Origin of the sequence: Candidatus Poriferisodalis sp. (genome assembly GCF_965237655.1) — a bacterium.
In the GTDB taxonomy this organism is placed as follows: Bacteria; Actinomycetota; Acidimicrobiia; order Acidimicrobiales; family Poriferisodalaceae; genus Poriferisodalis.
In genome coordinates, this window is record NZ_CBDEGB010000001.1 from 421,085 (window position 1) to 440,384 (window position 19,300).

16 protein-coding genes and 3 tRNA genes are annotated in these 19,300 nt (G+C 67.3%); 14 read left to right on the forward strand and 5 right to left on the reverse strand.

Features of this window, described 5'->3' with window-relative positions; all coding sequences use genetic code 11:
- The first annotated feature begins 127 nt into the window (after nt 1-127).
- Nucleotides 128-364, forward strand: a complete 237-nt coding sequence (locus ACPXYO_RS02140; RefSeq protein ID WP_423916270.1) for a hypothetical protein — start codon at nt 128-130, stop codon at nt 362-364.
- A 40-nt stretch (nt 365-404) separates the two neighbouring features.
- Here ACPXYO_RS02140 and ACPXYO_RS02145 read toward each other — a convergent pair.
- Nucleotides 405-495: transfer RNA gene (locus ACPXYO_RS02145), tRNA-Ser, on the reverse strand.
- Between the two features lie 92 nt (nt 496-587).
- Here ACPXYO_RS02145 and ACPXYO_RS02150 point away from each other — a divergent pair.
- Nucleotides 588-672: transfer RNA gene (locus tag ACPXYO_RS02150), tRNA-Ser, on the forward strand.
- 10 nt (nt 673-682) lie between these two features.
- On the opposite strand, the gene hutH is transcribed toward ACPXYO_RS02150, so the two are convergent.
- Nucleotides 683-2,212: a histidine ammonia-lyase gene (hutH, locus tag ACPXYO_RS02155; protein WP_423916271.1), complete on the reverse strand. Its 1,530-nt coding sequence runs from the start codon at nt 2,210-2,212 to the stop codon at nt 683-685.
- A complete protein-coding gene (locus ACPXYO_RS02160) occupies nt 2,209-2,859 on the reverse strand; it encodes an IclR family transcriptional regulator (RefSeq protein ID WP_423916273.1) in 651 nt (216 codons plus the stop codon). Before ACPXYO_RS02160 ends, hutH begins: the two co-directional genes overlap by 4 nt.
- A 139-nt stretch (nt 2,860-2,998) precedes the next feature.
- On the opposite strand from ACPXYO_RS02160, the gene hutU reads away from it, so the two are divergent.
- The 5 genes from hutU to ACPXYO_RS02185 are packed head-to-tail and all read left to right on the forward strand — an operon-like array spanning nt 2,999 to nt 9,312.
- Nucleotides 2,999-4,690, forward strand: a complete 1,692-nt coding sequence (gene hutU / locus ACPXYO_RS02165; RefSeq protein ID WP_423916275.1) for a urocanate hydratase — start codon at nt 2,999-3,001, stop codon at nt 4,688-4,690.
- A gap of 25 nt (nt 4,691-4,715) precedes the next feature.
- The gene (gene def, locus ACPXYO_RS02170; protein WP_423916277.1) at nt 4,716-5,285 is read left to right on the forward strand and encodes a peptide deformylase; all 570 of its coding nucleotides are present in this window, start codon (nt 4,716-4,718) and stop codon (nt 5,283-5,285) included.
- Nucleotides 5,282-6,649 (forward strand): formimidoylglutamate deiminase, encoded by a 1,368-nt coding sequence (locus ACPXYO_RS02175; RefSeq protein WP_423916278.1) that lies wholly within the window; start codon nt 5,282-5,284, stop codon nt 6,647-6,649. Before def ends, ACPXYO_RS02175 begins: the two co-directional genes overlap by 4 nt.
- On the forward strand, nt 6,646-7,824 hold the full coding sequence (gene hutI / locus ACPXYO_RS02180) for an imidazolonepropionase (RefSeq protein ID WP_423916280.1): 1,179 nt from the start codon (nt 6,646-6,648) through the stop codon (nt 7,822-7,824). Before ACPXYO_RS02175 ends, hutI begins: the two co-directional genes overlap by 4 nt.
- A gap of 24 nt (nt 7,825-7,848) precedes the next feature.
- Complete coding sequence (locus ACPXYO_RS02185; protein ID WP_423916282.1) at nt 7,849-9,312, forward strand: NAD(P)/FAD-dependent oxidoreductase; 1,464 nt, start codon at nt 7,849-7,851, stop codon at nt 9,310-9,312.
- 53 nt (nt 9,313-9,365) lie between these two features.
- Here ACPXYO_RS02185 and pheA read toward each other — a convergent pair whose 3' ends face one another.
- Nucleotides 9,366-10,343 (reverse strand): prephenate dehydratase, encoded by a 978-nt coding sequence (gene pheA, locus ACPXYO_RS02190; protein WP_423916284.1) that lies wholly within the window; start codon nt 10,341-10,343, stop codon nt 9,366-9,368.
- Nucleotides 10,344-10,409: 66 nt separating this feature from the next.
- Between pheA and larB the strand changes: the two genes are divergently transcribed.
- From larB to ACPXYO_RS02225, 7 genes are all read left to right on the forward strand, one after another.
- Nucleotides 10,410-11,216, forward strand: a complete 807-nt coding sequence (gene larB / locus ACPXYO_RS02195; protein ID WP_423916286.1) for a nickel pincer cofactor biosynthesis protein LarB — start codon at nt 10,410-10,412, stop codon at nt 11,214-11,216.
- A complete protein-coding gene (larC, locus tag ACPXYO_RS02200; protein WP_423916288.1) occupies nt 11,216-12,553 on the forward strand; it encodes a nickel pincer cofactor biosynthesis protein LarC in 1,338 nt (445 codons plus the stop codon). Before larB ends, larC begins: the two co-directional genes overlap by 1 nt.
- Before the next feature lie 87 nt (nt 12,554-12,640).
- Nucleotides 12,641-12,714, forward strand: a tRNA-Arg gene (locus ACPXYO_RS02205).
- Between the two features lie 51 nt (nt 12,715-12,765).
- Nucleotides 12,766-12,969, forward strand: coding sequence for an NAD(P)-binding protein (locus ACPXYO_RS02210; RefSeq protein ID WP_423916290.1), 204 nt, complete (start codon nt 12,766-12,768; stop codon nt 12,967-12,969).
- Nucleotides 12,970-14,148, forward strand: a complete 1,179-nt coding sequence (locus ACPXYO_RS02215; RefSeq protein WP_423916292.1) for an FAD-dependent oxidoreductase — start codon at nt 12,970-12,972, stop codon at nt 14,146-14,148.
- 116 nt (nt 14,149-14,264) lie between these two features.
- Nucleotides 14,265-15,902, forward strand: coding sequence for an AMP-binding protein (locus tag ACPXYO_RS02220; protein WP_423916294.1), 1,638 nt, complete (start codon nt 14,265-14,267; stop codon nt 15,900-15,902).
- Between the two features lie 18 nt (nt 15,903-15,920).
- Nucleotides 15,921-16,733, forward strand: coding sequence for a PaaX family transcriptional regulator C-terminal domain-containing protein (locus tag ACPXYO_RS02225; protein WP_423916296.1), 813 nt, complete (start codon nt 15,921-15,923; stop codon nt 16,731-16,733).
- Nucleotides 16,734-16,810: 77 nt separating this feature from the next.
- On the opposite strand, the gene ACPXYO_RS02230 is transcribed toward ACPXYO_RS02225, so the two are convergent.
- The gene (locus ACPXYO_RS02230; protein ID WP_423916297.1) at nt 16,811-19,150 is read right to left on the reverse strand and encodes an FAD-dependent monooxygenase; all 2,340 of its coding nucleotides are present in this window, start codon (nt 19,148-19,150) and stop codon (nt 16,811-16,813) included.
- Nucleotides 19,151-19,300 lie beyond the last annotated feature (150 nt).

The following is a 19,300-nucleotide window of genomic DNA, read 5'->3' on the forward strand; positions in this document are numbered from 1 at the left end:
AACCGGCCGTCGCCGTACGAGTCCTGGACCAGCGAGCTCCCCGCCGAGAACTCGGAGCGTGTAGGCGTATCGAAAAACCGTGTCATAGCGTTCGCTCGCCTACGGAAAACAATGACGGGTGACGACAATGGAGCTATGGATTCACGCCTTTCCAGCGACGCTCCCGCCCGAGTTCATTGACCGGTTTGGCGTGGTCGGCCTACCGGACCGCTGCATAGCGAAGCTCTCCGAGTTGCGTTCCCTGGGTATCGACAAGGTCCTCCTCTCCGGCCAGTTCAACGAAAACGTCTACGGCTCCCCCGAGGGCACAGCTGCACGCCGGCTCATGGAGGCCGAAGTTCTGCCCGTGATGCAAGCCGGCTAGCGAGCGGGCGCACGACCTCCCGACGACGAAATCACAGGTGCGGAGAGGGTGGGATTCGAACCCACGAACCACCTTGCGGCAGTTACTTCCTTAGCAGGGAAGCGCCTTCAACCGGACTCGGCCACCTCTCCATGAGCAACCAGCCGCTAGCGGCAGGCGCACCGCCACAAGATAGCCCCGAGCAGAAAGCTTCCGCGATGGCCGCGCCGGTAAGTTGGCCTGCGGAGGGGTGGCAGAGTGGACGATTGCGACGGTCTTGAAAACCGTTGAGGCGCAAGCCTCCGGGGGTTCGAATCCCCCTCCCTCCGCAGAGGTGTCCTAGGCCAAGGGGCCGGTGGTTGTTTCTACCGCGGTCACCAGAGCCTCGTCGGCGAGCATCTGTTCGGCTGCGGCGAGCTCGGGTGACAGCCAGCGGTCGGGACCCGGGCCGGGCACCTTGTTCCGCAGCAAGTTGAGCGCGGCACCAGTCCCCGCCGCGGGCTGCAAGGGCGCTCGCAGCTCGATGCCGCGGGCAGCCGCCACCCATTCGACGGCCAGTATGCGGCGCAGGTTGGCGACGACTAGGCGCAGCTTGCGAGCCGCGCCCCAGCCCATGGACACGTGGTCCTCCTGCATGGCGGAGGTGGGCAGCGAGTCCACCGCAGCCGGCGCGGCCAGGCGCCGGTTCTCAGCGCACAGGGCGGCCGCGGTGTACTGGCCGATCATCAAACCGCTGTCCACGCCCGGATCGTCGGCCAGGAACGGGGGCAAGCCATGGGACCGATTGGAGTCGAGCAGCCGGTCGATGCGGCGTTCAGCAATAGCGCCGACCTCGGCCGCGGCGATGGCGAGGTAATCGGCTGCCAGGGCGACCGGCGCGCCATGGAAGTTGCCGCACGACTCGACGCGGCCGTCGGGCAGCACCATCGGATTGTCGATGGCCGAGGCCAGTTCCCCGTCCGTGACGCCTGCTGCGAAGTCGAGGGTGTCGCGGGCCGCTCCGTGCACCTGGGGCGTGCACCTGATGGAGTAGGCATCCTGCACCCGGTCGTCACCAAAGCGGTGGCTCGCCACGATCGGCGAGCCAGCCAGCACGGCCCGGAGGTTGGCCGCGCAGACCTGCTGGCCGGGATGGGGCCGCAGTGCCAGCAGGTCGGCGGCGAAGGCCCGATCGGTGGCCAGCAGAGCCTCGACGCTGCAGGCGGCCACGATGTCGGCGACGGTCAGCAGGCCGGCGAGATCGTGGACGGCCAGGCAGAGCATTCCCAGGATCCCGTCGGTGCCGTTGGTAAGGGCCAGGCCCTCCTTCTCAGCGAGGACCAAGGGTTCGATGCCCGCTGCCGAGAGCGCCTCGGCACCGTCAATCGTGCCCCCGTCGTCGGTCAGGACTTCGCCTTCGCCGATCAGCACGAGCGCAGCATGGGCAAGCGGCGCCAGGTCGCCGCTGGCTCCCAGTGAGCCGTGTTCGGGCACGGCGGGCACCACGCCCGCGTTGATGAGACGCACCAGCGACTCCGCAACCTGTGGCCTCGACCCCGAGGCCCCGAAGGCGAGCGTGCGGGCCCGCAGAAACATCATGGCCCTGACCACTTCGGTCTCGACCGCCGGGCCCATCCCGGCGGCATGGGAGCGGATCAAGGACTGCTGCTGGGCGGCCCGGCGGCTGGCGGGAATGGTGGTGTTGGCCAAGGCGCCGAAGCCGGTGGAGATCCCGTAGGCCGGCTCGCCTTCGACCAGGGCCTCGACGATGCTGCGGGCTGCGGCCATGCGCGACAGGGCGGCGTCGCTGAGGCGAACCTCCTCATGGTGGCGGGCAACCGCGACGACATCGGAAACGGTGACGCCTGCGCCGTCGAGTTCCACCGTCACGTCAAGACTGCCTCGACGGACGAGAACGCGGCGGAGGTGGCAACGGCCGCTTCGATCACGGCGTCGGACGCGGTCCGCAGGCGGGCACCGACGAGCCGGTCCGCCGGACCCAGCACCGACAGAGCCGCTACCGGGCCGGCGAAACCGTGGACCGGCGCGCAGACCGCGGTGACGTCGGACTCGATGGCGCCGGTATTGATGACGGGAGCGGGGCGGGCACCGCGCGCGAGCGGGGCGGCGAGCAGTGCCGTGCCTACCGCGGTGCCCTCGATGGGAACGGACCGGCCCACCCAGCCGACGTGGCGGATGGCCCGACGGCCCTCGACTGTGGCGATGTAGACGGCGGAATCGCCGTCGCGCACGGCAAGATACGCGGATTCCTCGGTGGCCTCGACCAGTCGTTCGAGCTCTGGCTGGGCTGCCGCCCTGAGCCGGGCGTATGGGCCGGACTGCAACGACGCCAAGGCGGTGCGCACGAACGCTGGACCTACGGAATACGACCCGGATCTGTCCTTGACGAGATAGCCGCGGTCGGTCAGAACTCGCAGATGTCGCAGCGCCGTGCTAGCTGGCATGTCCGTCAGGGCAGCGGCTGCAGTCAGGCTGAGTTCGCCGCTGGTGACGACGGTGTCAAGCAATGCCAGCACCCGCTCCGCCGAGCGCGATCTATGCAGCGGAGCAGCAGGGGTAATTTCACTACTTGAAATCTCTTGCTGCATATTGACAGCATAGGCCGACTCTCGGTAACGTGTGGCACACCGCACACCCCGCATCCCGAGGTCCTCTATGGCCCCCAGCACACAGCACAGCGCCAGCGCCCCTCCAGGTGGAGTGAGAGCTCCCACCGGTACTGCCCTGACCTGCCGCAGCTGGCCCCAGGAGGCCGCGTTCCGGATGCTGCAGAACAATCTCGATCCCGACGTGGCCGAGCGCCCCGACGACCTGGTCGTGTACGGGGGCACCGGTCGGGCGGCGCGGTCGTGGCCGGCGTTTCACGCCATGATCGCGGCGCTGACCGATCTCGCCGACGACGAGACCATGCTGGTGCAGTCGGGCAAGCCGGTCGGAGTGCTCCGCACCCACGAATGGGCACCCAGGGTGCTCATCGCCAACTCCAACCTTGTCCCCGATTGGGGCACCTGGGACGAGTTCCGCCGACTGGAGCATCTCGGCCTGACCATGTTCGGCCAGATGACGGCGGGGTCGTGGATCTACATCGGCACCCAGGGAATCCTGCAAGGCACCTACGAGTGCTTCGGGGCCATCGCCCGCAAACGCTTCGGGGGGTCGCTGGCAGGGACCCTCACCGTCACCGCGGGGCTGGGCGGGATGGGCGGCGCTCAGCCGCTGGCGATCACCATGAACGACGGGGTTGCCTTGTGCATTGAGGTCGACCCCGAACGGGCCGCTCGCCGGGTGGAGACCCGCTATCTCGACGTGGTCGCTGACGACTACGCCGATGCGCTGCGTCGCTGCGAAGAGGCCGTGAAGGCCCGCCGCCCGCTGTCGGTGGGACTGGTCGGCAACGCGGCCGACCTGGTGCCGCGCCTTCTGGCCGACGGCGTCGCTGCCGACATCGTCACCGACCAGACCTCCGCGCACGACCCGCTGACCTATGTTCCCAACGACCTGTCGCCTGAGGCGTCGGACGAGCTGCGGCGCAACCAGCCCGACGAGTTCGTGCGCCGGTCCCGGGCGGCCATGGCCGCCCACGTGGAGGCCATGGTGGGCTTCCTCGACGCCGGCAGCGAGGTGTTCGACTATGGCAACAGCCTGCGGGCCGAGGCCGCTCTCGGCGGCTGCGAGCGGGCCTTCGACTATCCGGGCTTCCTTCCCGCCTACATCCGGCCCCTGTTCTGTGAGGGCAAGGGACCGTTCCGCTGGGTTGCGCTGTCGGGCGACCCGGCCGACATCGCCGCCACCGACCGGGCCGTACTCGACGAGTTCCCCGATGACGAGGGCCTCAAGCGATGGATCACCCTGGCCCGCGAGCGTGTCGCGTTCCAGGGCCTGCCGGCCCGGATCTGTTGGCTCGGCTACGGGGAGCGCCACCGGCTGGGGCTGCGGTTCAACGAGATGGTCCGGTCCGGCGAACTGGCCGCGCCGATCGTCATCGGACGCGACCATCTCGACTCGGGCTCGGTGGCCTCTCCTTACCGCGAGACCGAGGACATGGCAGACGGCAGCGACGCCATCGCCGACTGGCCACTGCTCAACGCGCTCGTCAACACGTCGTCGGGAGCGTCGTGGGTGAGCATCCACCATGGCGGCGGGGTGGGCATCGGCCGGTCGATCCATGCCGGCCAGGTGAGCGTGGCTGACGGAACCGACCTGGCCGCTCAGAAGCTGGAGCGGGTGCTGCTCAACGATCCGGGCACCGGCGTGATGCGCCATGCCGACGCCGGTTACGACAGGGCTTGGGAAGTGGCCGCCGAGCGCGGCGTACACATACCGGTCGCTCCGGCGGCCGCGCAGTAGGCCCCGGGCTGCGAAGGCGGGGGACATGACCGTCCGGGACATCCTCTCCATCGGCCATCCGGCCCTGCGCAGGACGGCCGCGGTCGTGCCGCAGGCGGAGATCGCCAGCGAGCGAACCCAGGGCATCGTCGACGACCTCATCGACACCATGCGCCACGCCAACGGGGCAGGCCTGGCCGCCAATCAGATCGGCGAAACGGCCCGGATCGTCGTCATCGAAGTGAACGACAACCCTCGCTACCCCTACAAGCCGCCCATTGAGCTGACCGTTGCCATCAACCCGGAGTTCGAGGTGCTCGACGACGAGACCGTGGTCATCAACGAGGGCTGCCTCTCGGTACCGCTGCGGGGCGATGTGGTCCGCTCAGTCAATCTTGGGGTCCGCTACTTCGACCGTGAAGGCACTGAGCACTGCACCCGAGCACGGGGTCTGACGGCGGGAACCTGGCAGCACGAGTGCGACCACCTCGACGGTGTCCTGATCACCGACCGGGCCGACCCTTCCACGCTGTGTACCTGGGATGAGTTTGAACGGCACCACCGCGACGCGTTCATCGAGCGCATCTCCCGGTTCACCGAGCGCGTCGGCTCATGACCGCTCAATACTGGTGCGAGCTGGCCTGGCTCGGTGGGTCCGGGGCCGCAGACAGCGTGGTGATCACCATCGACGGGGATCGCATCGCCTCGGTCCGTGCCGGTGTGCCGGTCCGCCCCCCCGCAGCCGTGCCACTGGCGGGCCTTACCCTGCCGGCGCTGGCCAATGCGCACAGCCACGCCTTCCACCGAGCCCTGCGGGGCCGAACCCACGCCGGTCGGGGCAACTTCTGGACTTGGCGCGACCTGATGTACCGGGTGGCGGCCCGGCTCGACCCCGACTGCTACCACAGGCTGGCCCGGGCGGTGTTCGCGGAGATGGCCCTGGCCGGCATCGGTGTCGTCGGCGAGTTCCACTATGTCCATCACTGCCCCGGCGGGGGCAACTATGACGACCCCGACGCCATGGGCGCAGCGGTGGTGGCCGCGGCCCGCGACGCCGGCATCCGCCTGACCCTGCTCGACACGCTGTATCTCCATGGCGGGCTCGACCCCGCGCGCGACGGCGGCTACGAGCCGCTGCGGCCGTCCCAGGCCCGGTTCAGCGACGGCAGCGCCGACCGGTGGGCCGATCGGGTCGAGGGCCTGACCTCGACGGTATCGGGACCGATGGTGAGGGTCGGAGCGGCCGTGCACTCGGTGAGGGCTGTCGATCCGCCGTCCATCAAGGTGGTCGCGGACTGGGCCAAAGAGAGCGGCGCCCCGCTGCACTTCCACGCCTCCGAGCAGCCGGCGGAGAACCAGCAGTGCCTCGGCGTCTGGGGTCTGACTCCCATTGACGTGATCGCCCAGGCCGGAGGGCTGGAGGGGGGCACGACCCTGGTGCACGCCACCCATGCCAGCGGGCGCGACCAGGCGATGATCGGCGAGGCCGGCGCGTACTGCTGCCTGTGCCCTACGACCGAGCGGGATCTGGCCGACGGCACCGGACCTAGCGTCGGCTTGGCCCGAGCAGGGGCCGAACTGTGCCTGGGCTCGGACTCCCACGCCACCGTCGACATCCTCTCCGAGGCCCGCATGGTCGAGCTCGACCAGCGGGCGGCCACCAACGAACGCGGCGTGTTCGGTGTGGACGCCCTGGCCTCGATGGCCACCTCCGGCGGCTACCGGTCTGTCGGTTGGCCGGAGGGAGGCACGCTGGAGGCGGGCGCGCTGGCCGACTTCGCGACGGTGGGGCTCGACTCTGTGCGGATGGCCGGAGCTGACGCCGATACCGCGCTGGCCGCGACGATCTTCGCGGCCACCAGTGCCGATGTGCACCACCTGGTGGTGGGCGGCAGGACTGTCGTGCGCGACGGACAGCACACGACCGTCGACGTCGCGGCCGATCTGGCTTCGGCCATCACGGAGGTCACCGCGCCATGACCCTGGTGATCGACAACATCTCCGAGCTGATCACCAACGACCCCGAGCTGGGGGACGGCCCGCTCGGCGTGGTGACCGATGCGTCGGTGGTCATCGACGACGACACGGTGCTGGCGGTGGGCCCGTCCGGGGCTGTCGCCGATGAGCGCCTCGACGTCAGCGGCCGGTGCGTGCTGCCCGGATTCGTCGACTCCCACACCCACCTGGTGTTCGCGGGCGACCGGGCCGAGGAGTTCACCCGGCGGATGGCGGGCGAGCCCTACGACGGGGGCGGGATCCGGGTCACCACCGACGCCACGCGCAACGCTGGCCGGGACGCTTTGGCGGCCTCGCTCGGCCAGCGGCTGGTCGAGGTGCACCGGGCCGGCACCACCACGGTGGAGATCAAGACCGGTTACGGGCTGTCGGTGCGCTCCGAGGCCGAGTTGGCCTCCCTGGCCGCCGAGGCCAGCGCGGAGGCCACGTTCTTGGGCGCCCACCTGCCGCCCAGCGAGTACCAGGGGCGGGTCGATTCCTACGTCGAACTGGTGTGCGGGCCGATGCTGGACGCGGTCCGGGACCGCGTCCGCTGGATCGACGTGTTCTGCGAGACCGGCGCGTTCGACGCCGACCAGTCCCGGGCCGTGCTCGAGGCGGGTCGGACCGCCGGACTGGGCCTGCGTCTACACGCCAACCAGCTTGGCCACGGGCCGGGCGTACAGCTCGGCGTCGAGATGGGCTGCTCGTCGGTGGACCACTGCACCTACCTCTCCGACGACGACATCGAGGCCCTGGCCGCCAGCGACACCGTCGCCACATTCCTGCCGGCCACCGACTTCTCCACCCGCCAGCCCTACCCGGACGCTCGGCGAGCCATCGACGCCGGGGTCAAGGTGGCAATCGCCTCGAACTGCAACCCCGGCTCGAGCTACACCACATCGCTGTCGTTCTGCATCGCCATGGCCGTGCGCGACATGGGCATGACGATCGATGAGGCCGTCGCCGCGGTGACGGTTGGAGGGGCGACCGCGCTGGGTCGGACCGACGTCGGGCGGATCGCCCCCGGCGGTCCTGCCCACATGACCATTCTCGACGCGCCCAGCCGCCACCACCTCGCCTACCGGCCCGGCGTCCCACTGATCTGGCGGACCTTGGGCGCCGACTACCGGCTCTCGCCCGCCGCCGACCCGACTTGACCTTCGATTGCAACTGGAGAAGACATGACCAATACCGTCCCCAACCCCACTGGGCACAACCAGTGGTATCCGTTCGCCAACCGGCCCCTGCCGCCAGAGGTGGACGGGCAAGTGGTCAACCCGGCCGTCATCCCGGTGTTCGACGCCGCCCCTTTGCCGCGCCACGCGCGGTTTGTGGTGGTCGGCGCGGGCGTGCACGGGCTGTCGAGCGCCTACCACCTGGCCATGTACCTCGAGCGCACTGGCAAGGGCTCGGGCAGTGACGTGGTGCTGATCGACAAGCAGGGCCCGGGCGCGGGCGCTACCGGGCTGGCCTGCGGCTGCATCCGCAACATGTACATGACCGGGCCGCTGCACGCCATCCTGCGAGCCAGCGTGGAGGTGTGGGAGTCCGACCCCGTCAACCTCGGCTTCCAGCAGGTCGGGTACGTGTCGGTGGGCGAGTCGAACCAGACCGAGGACTATCTCAAGCTCCAGGCGTCGCAGCTAGCCAGTGGATATCCCTCCGACGTCTACACCGGTGCGGAGGCCCGCGCCTTCCTCACCAACCTGTGGCCCGACTTCAAGACCGAGAACTGCGACGTGGTCCTGCACGAGCACCGCTCCGGGTACGCCGGCACCCACATGGCGGTGTGGGGCCTGGACCAGAAGTGCCGACAGTGGGGCGTGCAGCGGACCTACGGCGCCACCGTGACCGGCTACCAGCTCGACAACTCAGGCGCGGTCACCGCGGTGGACACCGACCAGGGGTCGATCACCTGCGAGCAGGTCGTGGTGGGCGCAGGTGCGTGGACGCCGGTGCACTGGGAGTGGCTCGGCGGCCCCTCGCAGGTCGACGTGCTGTACCCCGACGGCCATGTCGAAGAGCAGATGGACATGTGGACCTACTGGCGATTGCTGGAAGGCGAGGTCCTGCTGCCCCCCGGAGTCGACTTCCGCACCGCCCAGCACCGGGACTCCCCGGTGCTGCACGTTGAGCTCATGAACACGCCGGTGTATTCCGACGACGGCCGATTCCTCAAGGACCACTTCTACTCGTACACGCGTTATGCCGCGGAGCGGGTGGGCGCGCCCGGTCTGCAGGGTGGAACGATCCCGATCAAGATCGGGCCGCGAGCGGCGGTGGAGCCCTACGGCCACCTGAACGACGAATACCAGGCAGAGGAATGGTTCGCCGACTACTACTGCGCGACGTTGGGCATGCTGTTCAAGCGCCTGGAGAACGTGCGGCCGTTCTTCAAGGAGCGCCGCAATAGCGGCATCGGCGCGTTCACACCAGACAACGTGCCGGTGTTCGACTACGTGGCCGACAACGCCTGGGTGATCGCCGACTCCAACCACGGGTTCAAGATGATCGGGGTGGGCAAGCTGACCGCCCAGATGATGGTGCACGGCGTCAAGCCCACCGAACTCGAGCCGTTCACGCTTGACCGCTACCGCACCGGCGCCACCTTCGGCGACCGCAACTCCAACTGCCCCTGGGTGTAGTTCGCCGTCGGCCTCGAGTAGTTCTCCCAACGCGCCGGTGACGCTGGCGTTGCTTACGTCATCATCCTTCGCAGCTGGCCGAGCCAAGCCACCGCGTTGGCCCATGCCTCATCGCTGACCAGATCACGGTTACTCGTGGAATCCTTGGCTGCGGGATACGAGCCGAGGAACTTGACGTCGCGCTGTTTCATCTTGAGCGCTCGCAGGCAATCGCCGATGGCGTAGTCGCAGAGATGGCCTTCGAAGTCCACCAAGAAGCAGTAGGCGCCGAGCCCGCCGCCGGCCGGGCGCGAGTGCAGGCTGGTGAGATCGATGCGCCTCGACTCGAACTCCATGAGGATGTTCATCAGGCTGCCGGGCTCATTGTGATGCTGGAACACCACGATGCTCGTCTTGTCGTTGTCGGTAGGCGGCGGGATCTCACCCTTGCCGACAAGCAGGAATCGAGTCTGATTGTCGGGGTTGTCGTGCACAGACGGTGCCACGATCTCCAATTCGTAAAGGTCGGCGGCCGCCCGGCTCGCAATCGCCGCCACACCGGCTTGCTCTTCGGTGCGGATCTCGTGCGCAGCAAGGGCAGTCGAGGCGGTCTCTTCGATGTGCACCGCGGGCAGCTCATGGCGCAAGAATTTCTGGCACTGCGCGAGTGCGACTGGGAAGGACTTCACGGTATGGATCCCAGACAAATCGTCTGCTGTGGCGCTGCCAGGCAGTGCCATCAGGTCAAGCTGCACGTCCACCACAACTTCACGTTGGATGAGGAAATCGAAATCGAACGCCAGAGAGTCCTGCGCGATGTTGACGCTGCCCTCGATGGCGTTCTCGATCGGGATGAATCCGAAGTCCACTGAGCCGGTCTCGAGGGCGTCAAGGACGTGCGGGATCGACATCAGCGGAACCAATGTGGCTCGTACGAGGTCGCTTTGAGTTTGGAGGGCGGTCAGGGTAAACGTGCCGGGAGGACCCATGTAGGCAATGCGCGTCGAAGGCGGCAGGGTCGTGGCACCCGTTGAAGAACCGGCTGTAGCCATCGAGGCAGGATACGCATCGCGCCGCGGGCAACGAACCCTTCGCTGCAGCGGGTAGAACGGCAGCCGATGGACGCACAACAGCTCGCCGATCTGCTGGCAGACGTGCGTGACGGTTCGCTGGCGCCCGACGAGGCGCTGAGTCGCCTGCGTCGGCTGCCCTATGCAGACGTCGCCGGAGCGCGCATCGACCATCACCGTTTGCTGCGGACCGGCCATCCCGAGGCCGTCTATGGACCAGGAAAGTCGCCCACCCAGTGCGCCCGGATCGTGGCGGAGATGCTGAGCGGGGGCTCCGGCCCCGTGCTGCTGACGCGTGCGCAGCCACAGCAGGTGACCGCCGTGCTGGCGGCATGCCCAGGCGCGACGGTGCACCGGCCGGCCGATCGGGGACCAGATTCCGCAGACAGCGAGGAATTGGCGACGGTGGTGTGGCGTGCGGGGAACCCTCGCAACGAGCAGGTGGTGGTGGCCTCAGCCGGCACGGCAGACGGCCCGGTGGCACACGAGGCGGCGGCAGTGCTCTGTGCCTTCGGTATCAGCGCCACGCCCCGCAGCGACATCGGTCTGGCGGGGATGCACCGCTTCCTTGCCGAGATCGACACCTTGGCTGCGGCTGACGTGGTCATCGTCGTTGCCGGGATGGAAGGAGCGCTGGCCACCGCAGTCGCAGGTGTCACGCCTGCACCGGTGATCGCGGTGCCGACCAGTGCCGGCTACGGCGCCGCACTTGAGGGTGTGACAGCGCTGCTGGCCATGCATGCATCGTGCGCTGCAGGCATCACCGTGGTGGGCATCGACAACGGCTTCGGTGCCGCCATGGCTGCGATGCGAATCTTGGATCTGGCCGCCCGCTCCCACGGCGGATCCGAGTGATGCACGACAACCCGTCGGCCAGCCCGCCGATTGCCGAGGCGCGTGAGCCGGCGAGCGTCGAGGCCATCACTGCCGACAGCACTGAATCGCCCGCGTCGGGAGGCATGGTGGCGTGGTTCAACCCGGTCTCGGGCATTGCGGGCGACATGGCGCTGGGAGCGCTGCTCGATGCCGGTGCTGACCTGGGGTATGTGGTTGCCCAACTGCAGACGCTGGGCCTCGACGGCTGGCAGCTGGATACCGAACGGGTCAGGCGGAACGAGCTCGCCGCAACGCGGGCAATCGTCGACGCTCCCGAGGGGCATCATCACCGTCGCTGGCGTGACATCCGGGAGCTGCTGACCGCAGCACCACTCGCCGAGCGTGTCAGGCAGCGGGCTCTGGCAGTGTTTGGGGCGCTAGCCGAAGCTGAAGGCCAGGTGCACGGCATGGCGGCCGAAGAGGTGCACTTCCACGAAGTCGGGGCCCTTGACGCCATCGTGGACATCGTCGGCGTGTGCGCGGCCCTCGAATCGCTCGAAGTGGACTCCGTGCGCTGCGGCCCCGTCGCGGTAGGGAAGGGCACGATCAACGCAGCCCACGGGGTGCTGCCGAACCCTCCGCCCGCGGTGGTGAACCTGCTGGCAGGTCGCCCGATCGTGGGCGTCGACATCGACATGGAGCTCACCACCCCCACCGGCGCCGCCATCGTCGTCGCTCTCGCTGAGCACTTCGGGCCAGCACCGGCCATGACGCTTGTCAGCGCCGGCTTCGGTGCAGGCACCCGGGATTTGCCGGGACGCCCCAACGTCACCGGCGTGCTCATCGGTACCGAGTCCCCCGCCGAGGCCGTCCAGACATCGCCGCAGCTCAGCGCTGCGATGGGAGCCCTCGAGGGAGCCGACACCACCGAAGAGCTGGTCGAGCTGGCCGCCAACCTCGACGACGTCTCGGGCGAGGTGCTGAGCCATGCGCTCACCGAACTGCTGGCCGCTGGAGCGCTTGACGCCTGGGCCGTCCCAATCGTGATGAAGAAGGGCCGCCCGGCGCACACGCTGATGGCGCTGTGCCGACCCGGCGACGTGACCCGCCTGGCCGACCTGATCACCCGGCTCACCGGCACGCTGGGTCTTCGCGCACGCCCGGTGGTGCGCACAGCGCTCGAACGGCACACATCGACCGTGCACGTCGAGGGGCACGCCGTCAGCGTCAAGCACGGCCCTCACCGCAGCAAACCGGAGTGGTCTGACGTGGTAGCCACTGCCGAGGCCCTTGGCCGCACGCCAGCCGAAGTCGCACGGGCGGCTGGGCTGCTGGCCGCTGCTGATCCGCCCGACCGTGACGACCTCCCGGCCTGAGGGGAAACCTCTTGAAGCCCTACAGGTACCGTCTCCTAGACTGTCTGGGCGCCATCGGGCCATCCGACCCGGTTCCGGCGAGGATCAGCGCTTGTAGCTCAATTGGATAGAGCATCTGACTACGGATCAGAAGGTTGGGGGTTCGAGTCCCTCCAAGCGCGCTGAGGGGCATGGCAGCTAGCCCGCGGCATGCTGACCGGCGGAGCATGATGATGCAGCACAGAATCGCAATTGTCGGCGGCGGCATGTCGGGGCTGGGGGCTGCGTGGGCCTTGCACCACCACCCGGACCGTTTCGATTTCCGGCTGTTCGAGGCCAACGAACACGTCGGCGGCAACGCAGTCACGGCCGATATGCCGCAGGCCGACGGCAGCTCCATCCCCTTCGACATCTCCGTCACCGCGTGCATCCCGTAGGTGTACGACCACGTCGTGCTGTTGCTGGAGCGTTTCGGCATCGATCTCGTGGACACCGAGTTCAACTACAGCGTGAGATACCGCGGTGGCATCTACGCCCACGACTTCGACTCCGATATCAGGGATCAGCTGCAACCCGAGATAGCGAAGTTCCAGCGCCTGCTGACGCGCCTGCATTCATTCGGTCGTCTGACCCGCGCGAGGTCGAAGTTCGCGAACGCGCTCAACCCGTTCAACTACATCAGCATGCGGACTGTGCTGAACATGGGCGGGTTTTCCGCCGACTTCAGGTACAAGATCCTCAAGCCGATGTTCGTCAACTTCCTGATGGCGACGAACGTGTTCGATATGCCGGCGGCGCTCTTCGCGCGGTATCTCGAGTTCTTCGACATCGAGACGGCAACGCCCATGCAGACCTGGGACCAGGGAACGCGGCGCATCTACGAGAACCTGTCGGCTGATTTCGGCGACAAGATCTACCTGAATCGGCCGGTGCGCAAGGTGTACCGGCAGCCGTCCGGCGTCGAGGTCGAGGACGAGGCCGGTGCCCGCGAGACCTTCGACGAGGTGATCTTCGCTTGCAATGCGAACCAGACGCTGATGATGCTGGACAAGCCCACGATGCTGGAGCGCTACCTGCTGTCATCGATTCGCTACGAGAGCGAGCTCCACAACCATGTGGTGGTGCATTCAGACTCGGCAGTGCTGCCCGACGACGAGGTAGAAGTGCTGCGTACACGCAGCAACCACATCGTCCAGTACGGCGCCAGACCGGACAACTACGAGATCACCTACATCATGCATAACCAGCAGCCGTGGGCCCAAGAATCCGAGCGGCCCTGCTTGGTGACGTACAACCCGATCACCCGCATCGATGACGAGCAGATCGTCAAGCGCTGGTGGTTCCAGCACATCGTGCACGACGTTCGCCATGTGGCACTGCTCGTCCCGCTGTTCCGCTTCATCCAGGGCAAGCGGCGGAGCTGGTATTGCGGTGCCCACACGCTGGTCAACCGTCAGGAGACCTGCTTCGTGACCGGGCTCGCCGCTGCAACTCAGATCGGTGCGGACTACCCGTTCGATGAGCCCACCGCACGGCAGGCGTTCAACTACTACGGCGGCATCATTCACGGCACCCGCTTCCGCAAGGCCAAGGCGAAGGCCGAGGCCGAGGCCTAACGGGCCGAACACCTTCCCGCTGGCCGCGAATCCGGCCTGAATTGCTTGCGCGGAGCGTCTCCCAGATATAGCGTGCGATTGGTGATCGTCACGTCAACGGTATTTTGCGGTTGGAGATGAGCACCGAGACCGCGCACGTCGACCGGTTCGTACTCAATGGCCTGCCGCCGGCTGAACAGTGGCCCGAGATCACCTTGTCCGAGCCGCTCTTCTTGTACCCGAGCCGACTGAATGCTGCAGCAGTCCTGCTCGACGGCGCGATCGCCCAGGGGTGGGGCCAACGGCCCTGCATGGGACTCGGCGACGACATGTGGACCTACGCTGACGTGTACCACTGCGCCAACCGGATCGCCGCAGTGCTCGTGGAGGACTACGAGATCGTGCCGGGGAATCGGGTCCTGCTTCGAGGGGCCAACGCTCCCTGGATGGTGGCTGCCTGGTTCGCCGTGCTGAAGGCCGGTGCCGTCGCGGTCACGACGATGCCGCTGCTGCGCGCCCAGGAGCTTGCGCAGGTGTGCGCTAAGTGCGATCCGTCGGTCGGCTTGTGCGCGCAGGGTCTGGAAGCAGAGCTGCAGGAGGTGACCGATGGCCCGATCGCCATCTGGGGGCCGGCAGGCGATCTGGCGGCGGCGGCTGCAACCAAGTCGGCGGAGTTCACTGCGATAGACACCGCGGCGACGGACCCCGCGCTGCTGGCGTGCACCTCGGGCACTACCGGCGTCCCCAAGGTGGCCGCGCATTTCCACCGGGACCTGTTGGTGATCGCAGACGCATTCGCGCCGCTGCTGAAAGCACTACCCGACGATGTCTTCGTCGGCAGCCCGCCGCTCGCATTCACCTTCGGGCTGGGAGGAGAAGTCGTCTTCCCGATGCGAGTAGGAGCGTGCACCTGGTTCTGCGAGGAACCAGGCCCCGCAGCCTTGGCGAATCTGATCGCCGAGCGGCGAGCCACCGTGTGCTTCAGCTCCCCGACTGCGTACCGGGCGATGCTGGCGCTGGAGCCTCGCCCGGACCTGTCGTCTCTTCGGCGGGCCGTCTCGGCCGGCGAGTGGCTCCCGCGGGCGACGTTCGAACAGGTCCAAGCGGAGCTTGGCCTGCGGCTGATCGATGGAATCGGCTCGACCGAACTGCTGCACATCTTCATCTCGGCATCTGACGACGACATCCGGCCGGGTGCCACGGGCAAGCCGCTGCCCGGGTGGGAGGCAGCGATCTTCGACAAGGACTGCAATCCGGTGCCGCCAGGCGAGCCCGGGAGGCTTGCAGTCAAGGGACCGATCGGCTGCCGGTACCTCAATGACGCGCGCCAGTCCACCTATGTGCAGAACGGCTGGAATTTCACCGGCGACGTCTACACCTGCGATGCCGACGGCTACTTCTGGTACCAAGCCCGCGCCGACGACATGATCGTCAGCTCGGGCTACAACATCGCCGCCCCAGAGGTGGAGGAAGCGTTGCTGAGCCACGGGGCTGTCGCGGAGGCAGGCGTGATCGGCACGCCCGACACGGAACGGGGCATGGTCGTGCACGCATTCGTCCATCTGTGCGACCCATCGGCAGCCACCGAGGCACTCGCGGGCGAACTGCAGGACCACACCAAGGCCACCATCGCCCCCTACAAGTACCCTCGCCGGATCACGTTCTGCGCTGAGCCACTGCCCAAGACGCCGACAGGAAAGCTCCAGCGGCGGGCGCTGGCCAAGCTGACAGAGCTGACAGAGCTGGCTGAGCTGGCTGAGCTGGCCGGCGCCTAGCGTCCAGATTCGACGACGATGTCACCCCGAGACCGGATCCTCGACACCTACGGGCTGTTCGCTCGGGAGTACGGGGGCCCGATAGCGGTCGGCGGGCTCATCGCGTTGATGCGTGAGCTCGGGATCGACGCGCAGGCCGTGCGGTCCGCCGCGTCTCGCATGAAGCGTTCAGGCCTGCTGGTGCCTGAGCGAGTGGATGGCAAGGCCGGCTACGCGTTGAGCGCCGACGGGCGCGAGATCCTCGAAGCAGGCGATCTGCGCATCTTCGGCAGCGGAGCCAGACGTAACGACGCCTCGTGGCTGCTGGTGCTGTTCTCGATTCCTGAGTCCGAACGCCGCAAGCGGTACCTGATCCGGTCGAGGCTCGCCCGTCTCGGGTTCGCACCGGGCCCCGCTGCGTCGTGGATCGCCCCAGCTTCGCTGCTGGAAGAGGCCCGCACGATGCTCAAGCGGAGCGAGCTGGATGGCTACGTGTCGTTCTTCGAAGGCGAATTCCGAGCCGACGCGAACAGCGAGCACATTGCGGCATCGGCGTGGGATCTCGACCTCATCAACAAGCTGTACGGGGAGTATCTGACCGCTCAGCGACCCATCTCGGAGTCGTGGGTCGCATCACCTGGGGGGGACCGCGACGCGTTCGTGGCTCACATGAACAACATCAGCGCCTGGCGGCCGCTGCCGTACGCCGACCCCGGGCTGCCTCGCTCGGTCACATCCCCGGACTGGCTCGCGGAACAAGCGCGTGAGGTGTTCATGCGACTCCATCGGCAGCTTCGGCCCGGCGCGCACCGCTTCTACCTGGAAACGCTCGACGCAGCTGCACGCCGCTAGCCCGCGGCCCGAGCGGCCCGTCAGCCCGTCAGCCCGTCTCGAATAGGGACTGGGAACAAGAGCGGGAAACATCGCCGTCAGCGCAGGTCGCGGTCGATGAGTGCGTCTGGCACCTGTTCTCGGCGGCGGCTCGTGCGGCCGGGCCAGTACTGGATGGGCCACGGCTGCTCGCTGCGCCCGAGATCGATCGCGGCGTTGAGGGTCCAGTAGGGGTCGACGAGATGCCCGCGGGCGATGAGGCAGATGTCGGCCCTGCCGGCCATGAGCACGGTGTTGACGTCATCGATGCTGGAGATGGCACCCACTGCCATCGTCGGGATGCCGACCGCGTTGCGGATCGCCTCGGCAAACGGCGTCTGATACAGGCGCCCATACGCCGGCTCGCCGTCGGGATCAACCTGACCGGTCGAGACGTCGATGATGTCCACGCCGCAGTCCTTTGCCATGTGACTCAGCTCGATGGCCTCGGAGCGGCTGAACCCGCCCTCCACCCAGTCGGTGGCCGAGATCCGCACCGACAGCGGCTTGCTGTGGGGCCAGGCCTCCCGCACCGCTTCGATGACACGCAGCGGGAACCGCGCCCGATTTTCGAGCGTGCCGCCGTGATCGTCGCCGCGCCGGTTCGTCGCTGGCGACAGGAACGACGACAGGAGATAGCCGTGCGCAGCATGGACTTCCACCAAGTCGAAGTCGGCGTCGGCCGCTCGATGGGTTGTCGCCACGAAGTCGTCGAGTACGGCGTCCATCTGCTCATACGACATCTCCGCTGGCATCTGGCTGCCGCCGCGGTACCGCAGCGGAGAGGCTGACACCAGCGGCCAGTTGCCGGAATCGAGCGGTACGTCTTCGCCCTCCCACGGCACCTTTGTTGAACCCTTGCGGCCGGCGTGGCCGATCTGCATGCCGATCTTGGCTTCGGTGAAGGTGTGTACGAACCTGGTTATCCCGGCCCAGGCCTCGGCCTGGGGGGTGTTCCAGATCCCGGTGCATCCAGGCGTGATGCGGGCCTCTGGCGACGTGCAGGTCATCTCGGTCATCACCAGAGCGGCGCCTCCGACAGCGCGGCTGCCCAGGTGCACCTTGTGCCAGTCGTTCGGCATGCCATCGACAGCGCTGTATTGCGCCATCGGCGACACGCCGATGCGGTTTCCGAAAGTCACGTCACGCAGCGCGAACGGGTAGAAGATCGGCGGTGTGTCCGGCGTCGACGGCTGGGCGGAGCGCGGCTGCTGGGATGCGAACCAACGCAAGGTCTCGTCGAGGTAGCCGGCGTCTCGCTCACGCAGGTTGTCGTAAGTGACCCGCTGCGACCTCGTGAACAGCGAGAACGCAAACTGCTCGAAGGGACGCTGGCGGTGGTGGTCGACGTGTGCGAACCAGTCCTCGCTGGTCGCCGCGGCCCGCTGCAAGCTTTCGATCTGGGGCCGTCGCTCCGCCTCGAAGTTCTTGAGCGCTGTGGACACATCGCCGGCTGCGGCCATGGCGTCGGCGAGTGCGATGGCGTCTTCCAGCGCCATCTTGGTGCCGCTGCCGACCGAATAGTGAGCCGTGTGGGCGGCGTCGCCCAGCAGCACGACGTTGTTCACCACCCACGACTCGCACGAGATTCGGGGGAAGCTGATCCATCTCGAGTTGTTGCCGATGAGCGGGCGTCCGCCGAGGTGGCGGGCGAAGAGCCGGCTGCACCACCCCAGGGCATGTTGGTCAGATTCGCCAGGGGCCAACCCGGCGTCGTGGCCGCTGAGCTGTGCCCGGTTCCAGGTTGCTTCGGCCATCTCGACGATGAACGTCGAACGCCTGTCGTTGTAGGGATAGATGTGCGCCTGTACGGCGCCGTTGCCAGTGTCTTCGCTGTGTCCAGTGTCTTCGCTGTGTCCAGTGTCTTCGAAGATGAAGGTGAAGCGGTCGAAGGGCGCGTCGGTTGCTGTCCAGATGTACTTCGCCGATCCGTAGCTGATCGTGGGCCGCAGCTGGGTCGCGTAGCGGGCGCGGATGCCGCTGTTGACGCCATCGCCGGCAACCACGAGGTCGACGTCGTCTCCTAAGGCGTCGACGTCAGCCTCGGTTTCAAACTCGACGGACACGCCGAGCTCGGTCGCCCGGCAGGTCAGGATCTCGAGCAGGCGCACCCGAGAAATCGCGGCGAAGCCGTGGCCGTCGGAGGAGATGGTCCGGCCGCAGTAGCGGACATCCATCGCACCCCAATGACGGAACTCCGATTCGATTGCTGCAATGGCATCTGGGTCGGACTCGGCAATGTTGGCCAAGGTCTCGTCGGAGAACACCACGCCGAACCCGAACGTGTCGCCACGGCGGTTGCGCTCGTACACGGTGATGTCATGGTTCGGATCCTGCTGCTTCATCAGGATGCTGAAGAACAGGCTGGCCGGGCCTCCGCCGATGCACGCGATCTTCATCGGGGTGTCCGCTCCCGGTTCGCCGACATTCGTCGGATCGGTTCAAGCGAGGTCACAGTTGCCACATCAACTGCTTTCGAGCACAACATCAGCGCATACGAATTCGAGGCATTTGGGCAATTGCCGGAATTTTGCGATAGTCAAAAGAGT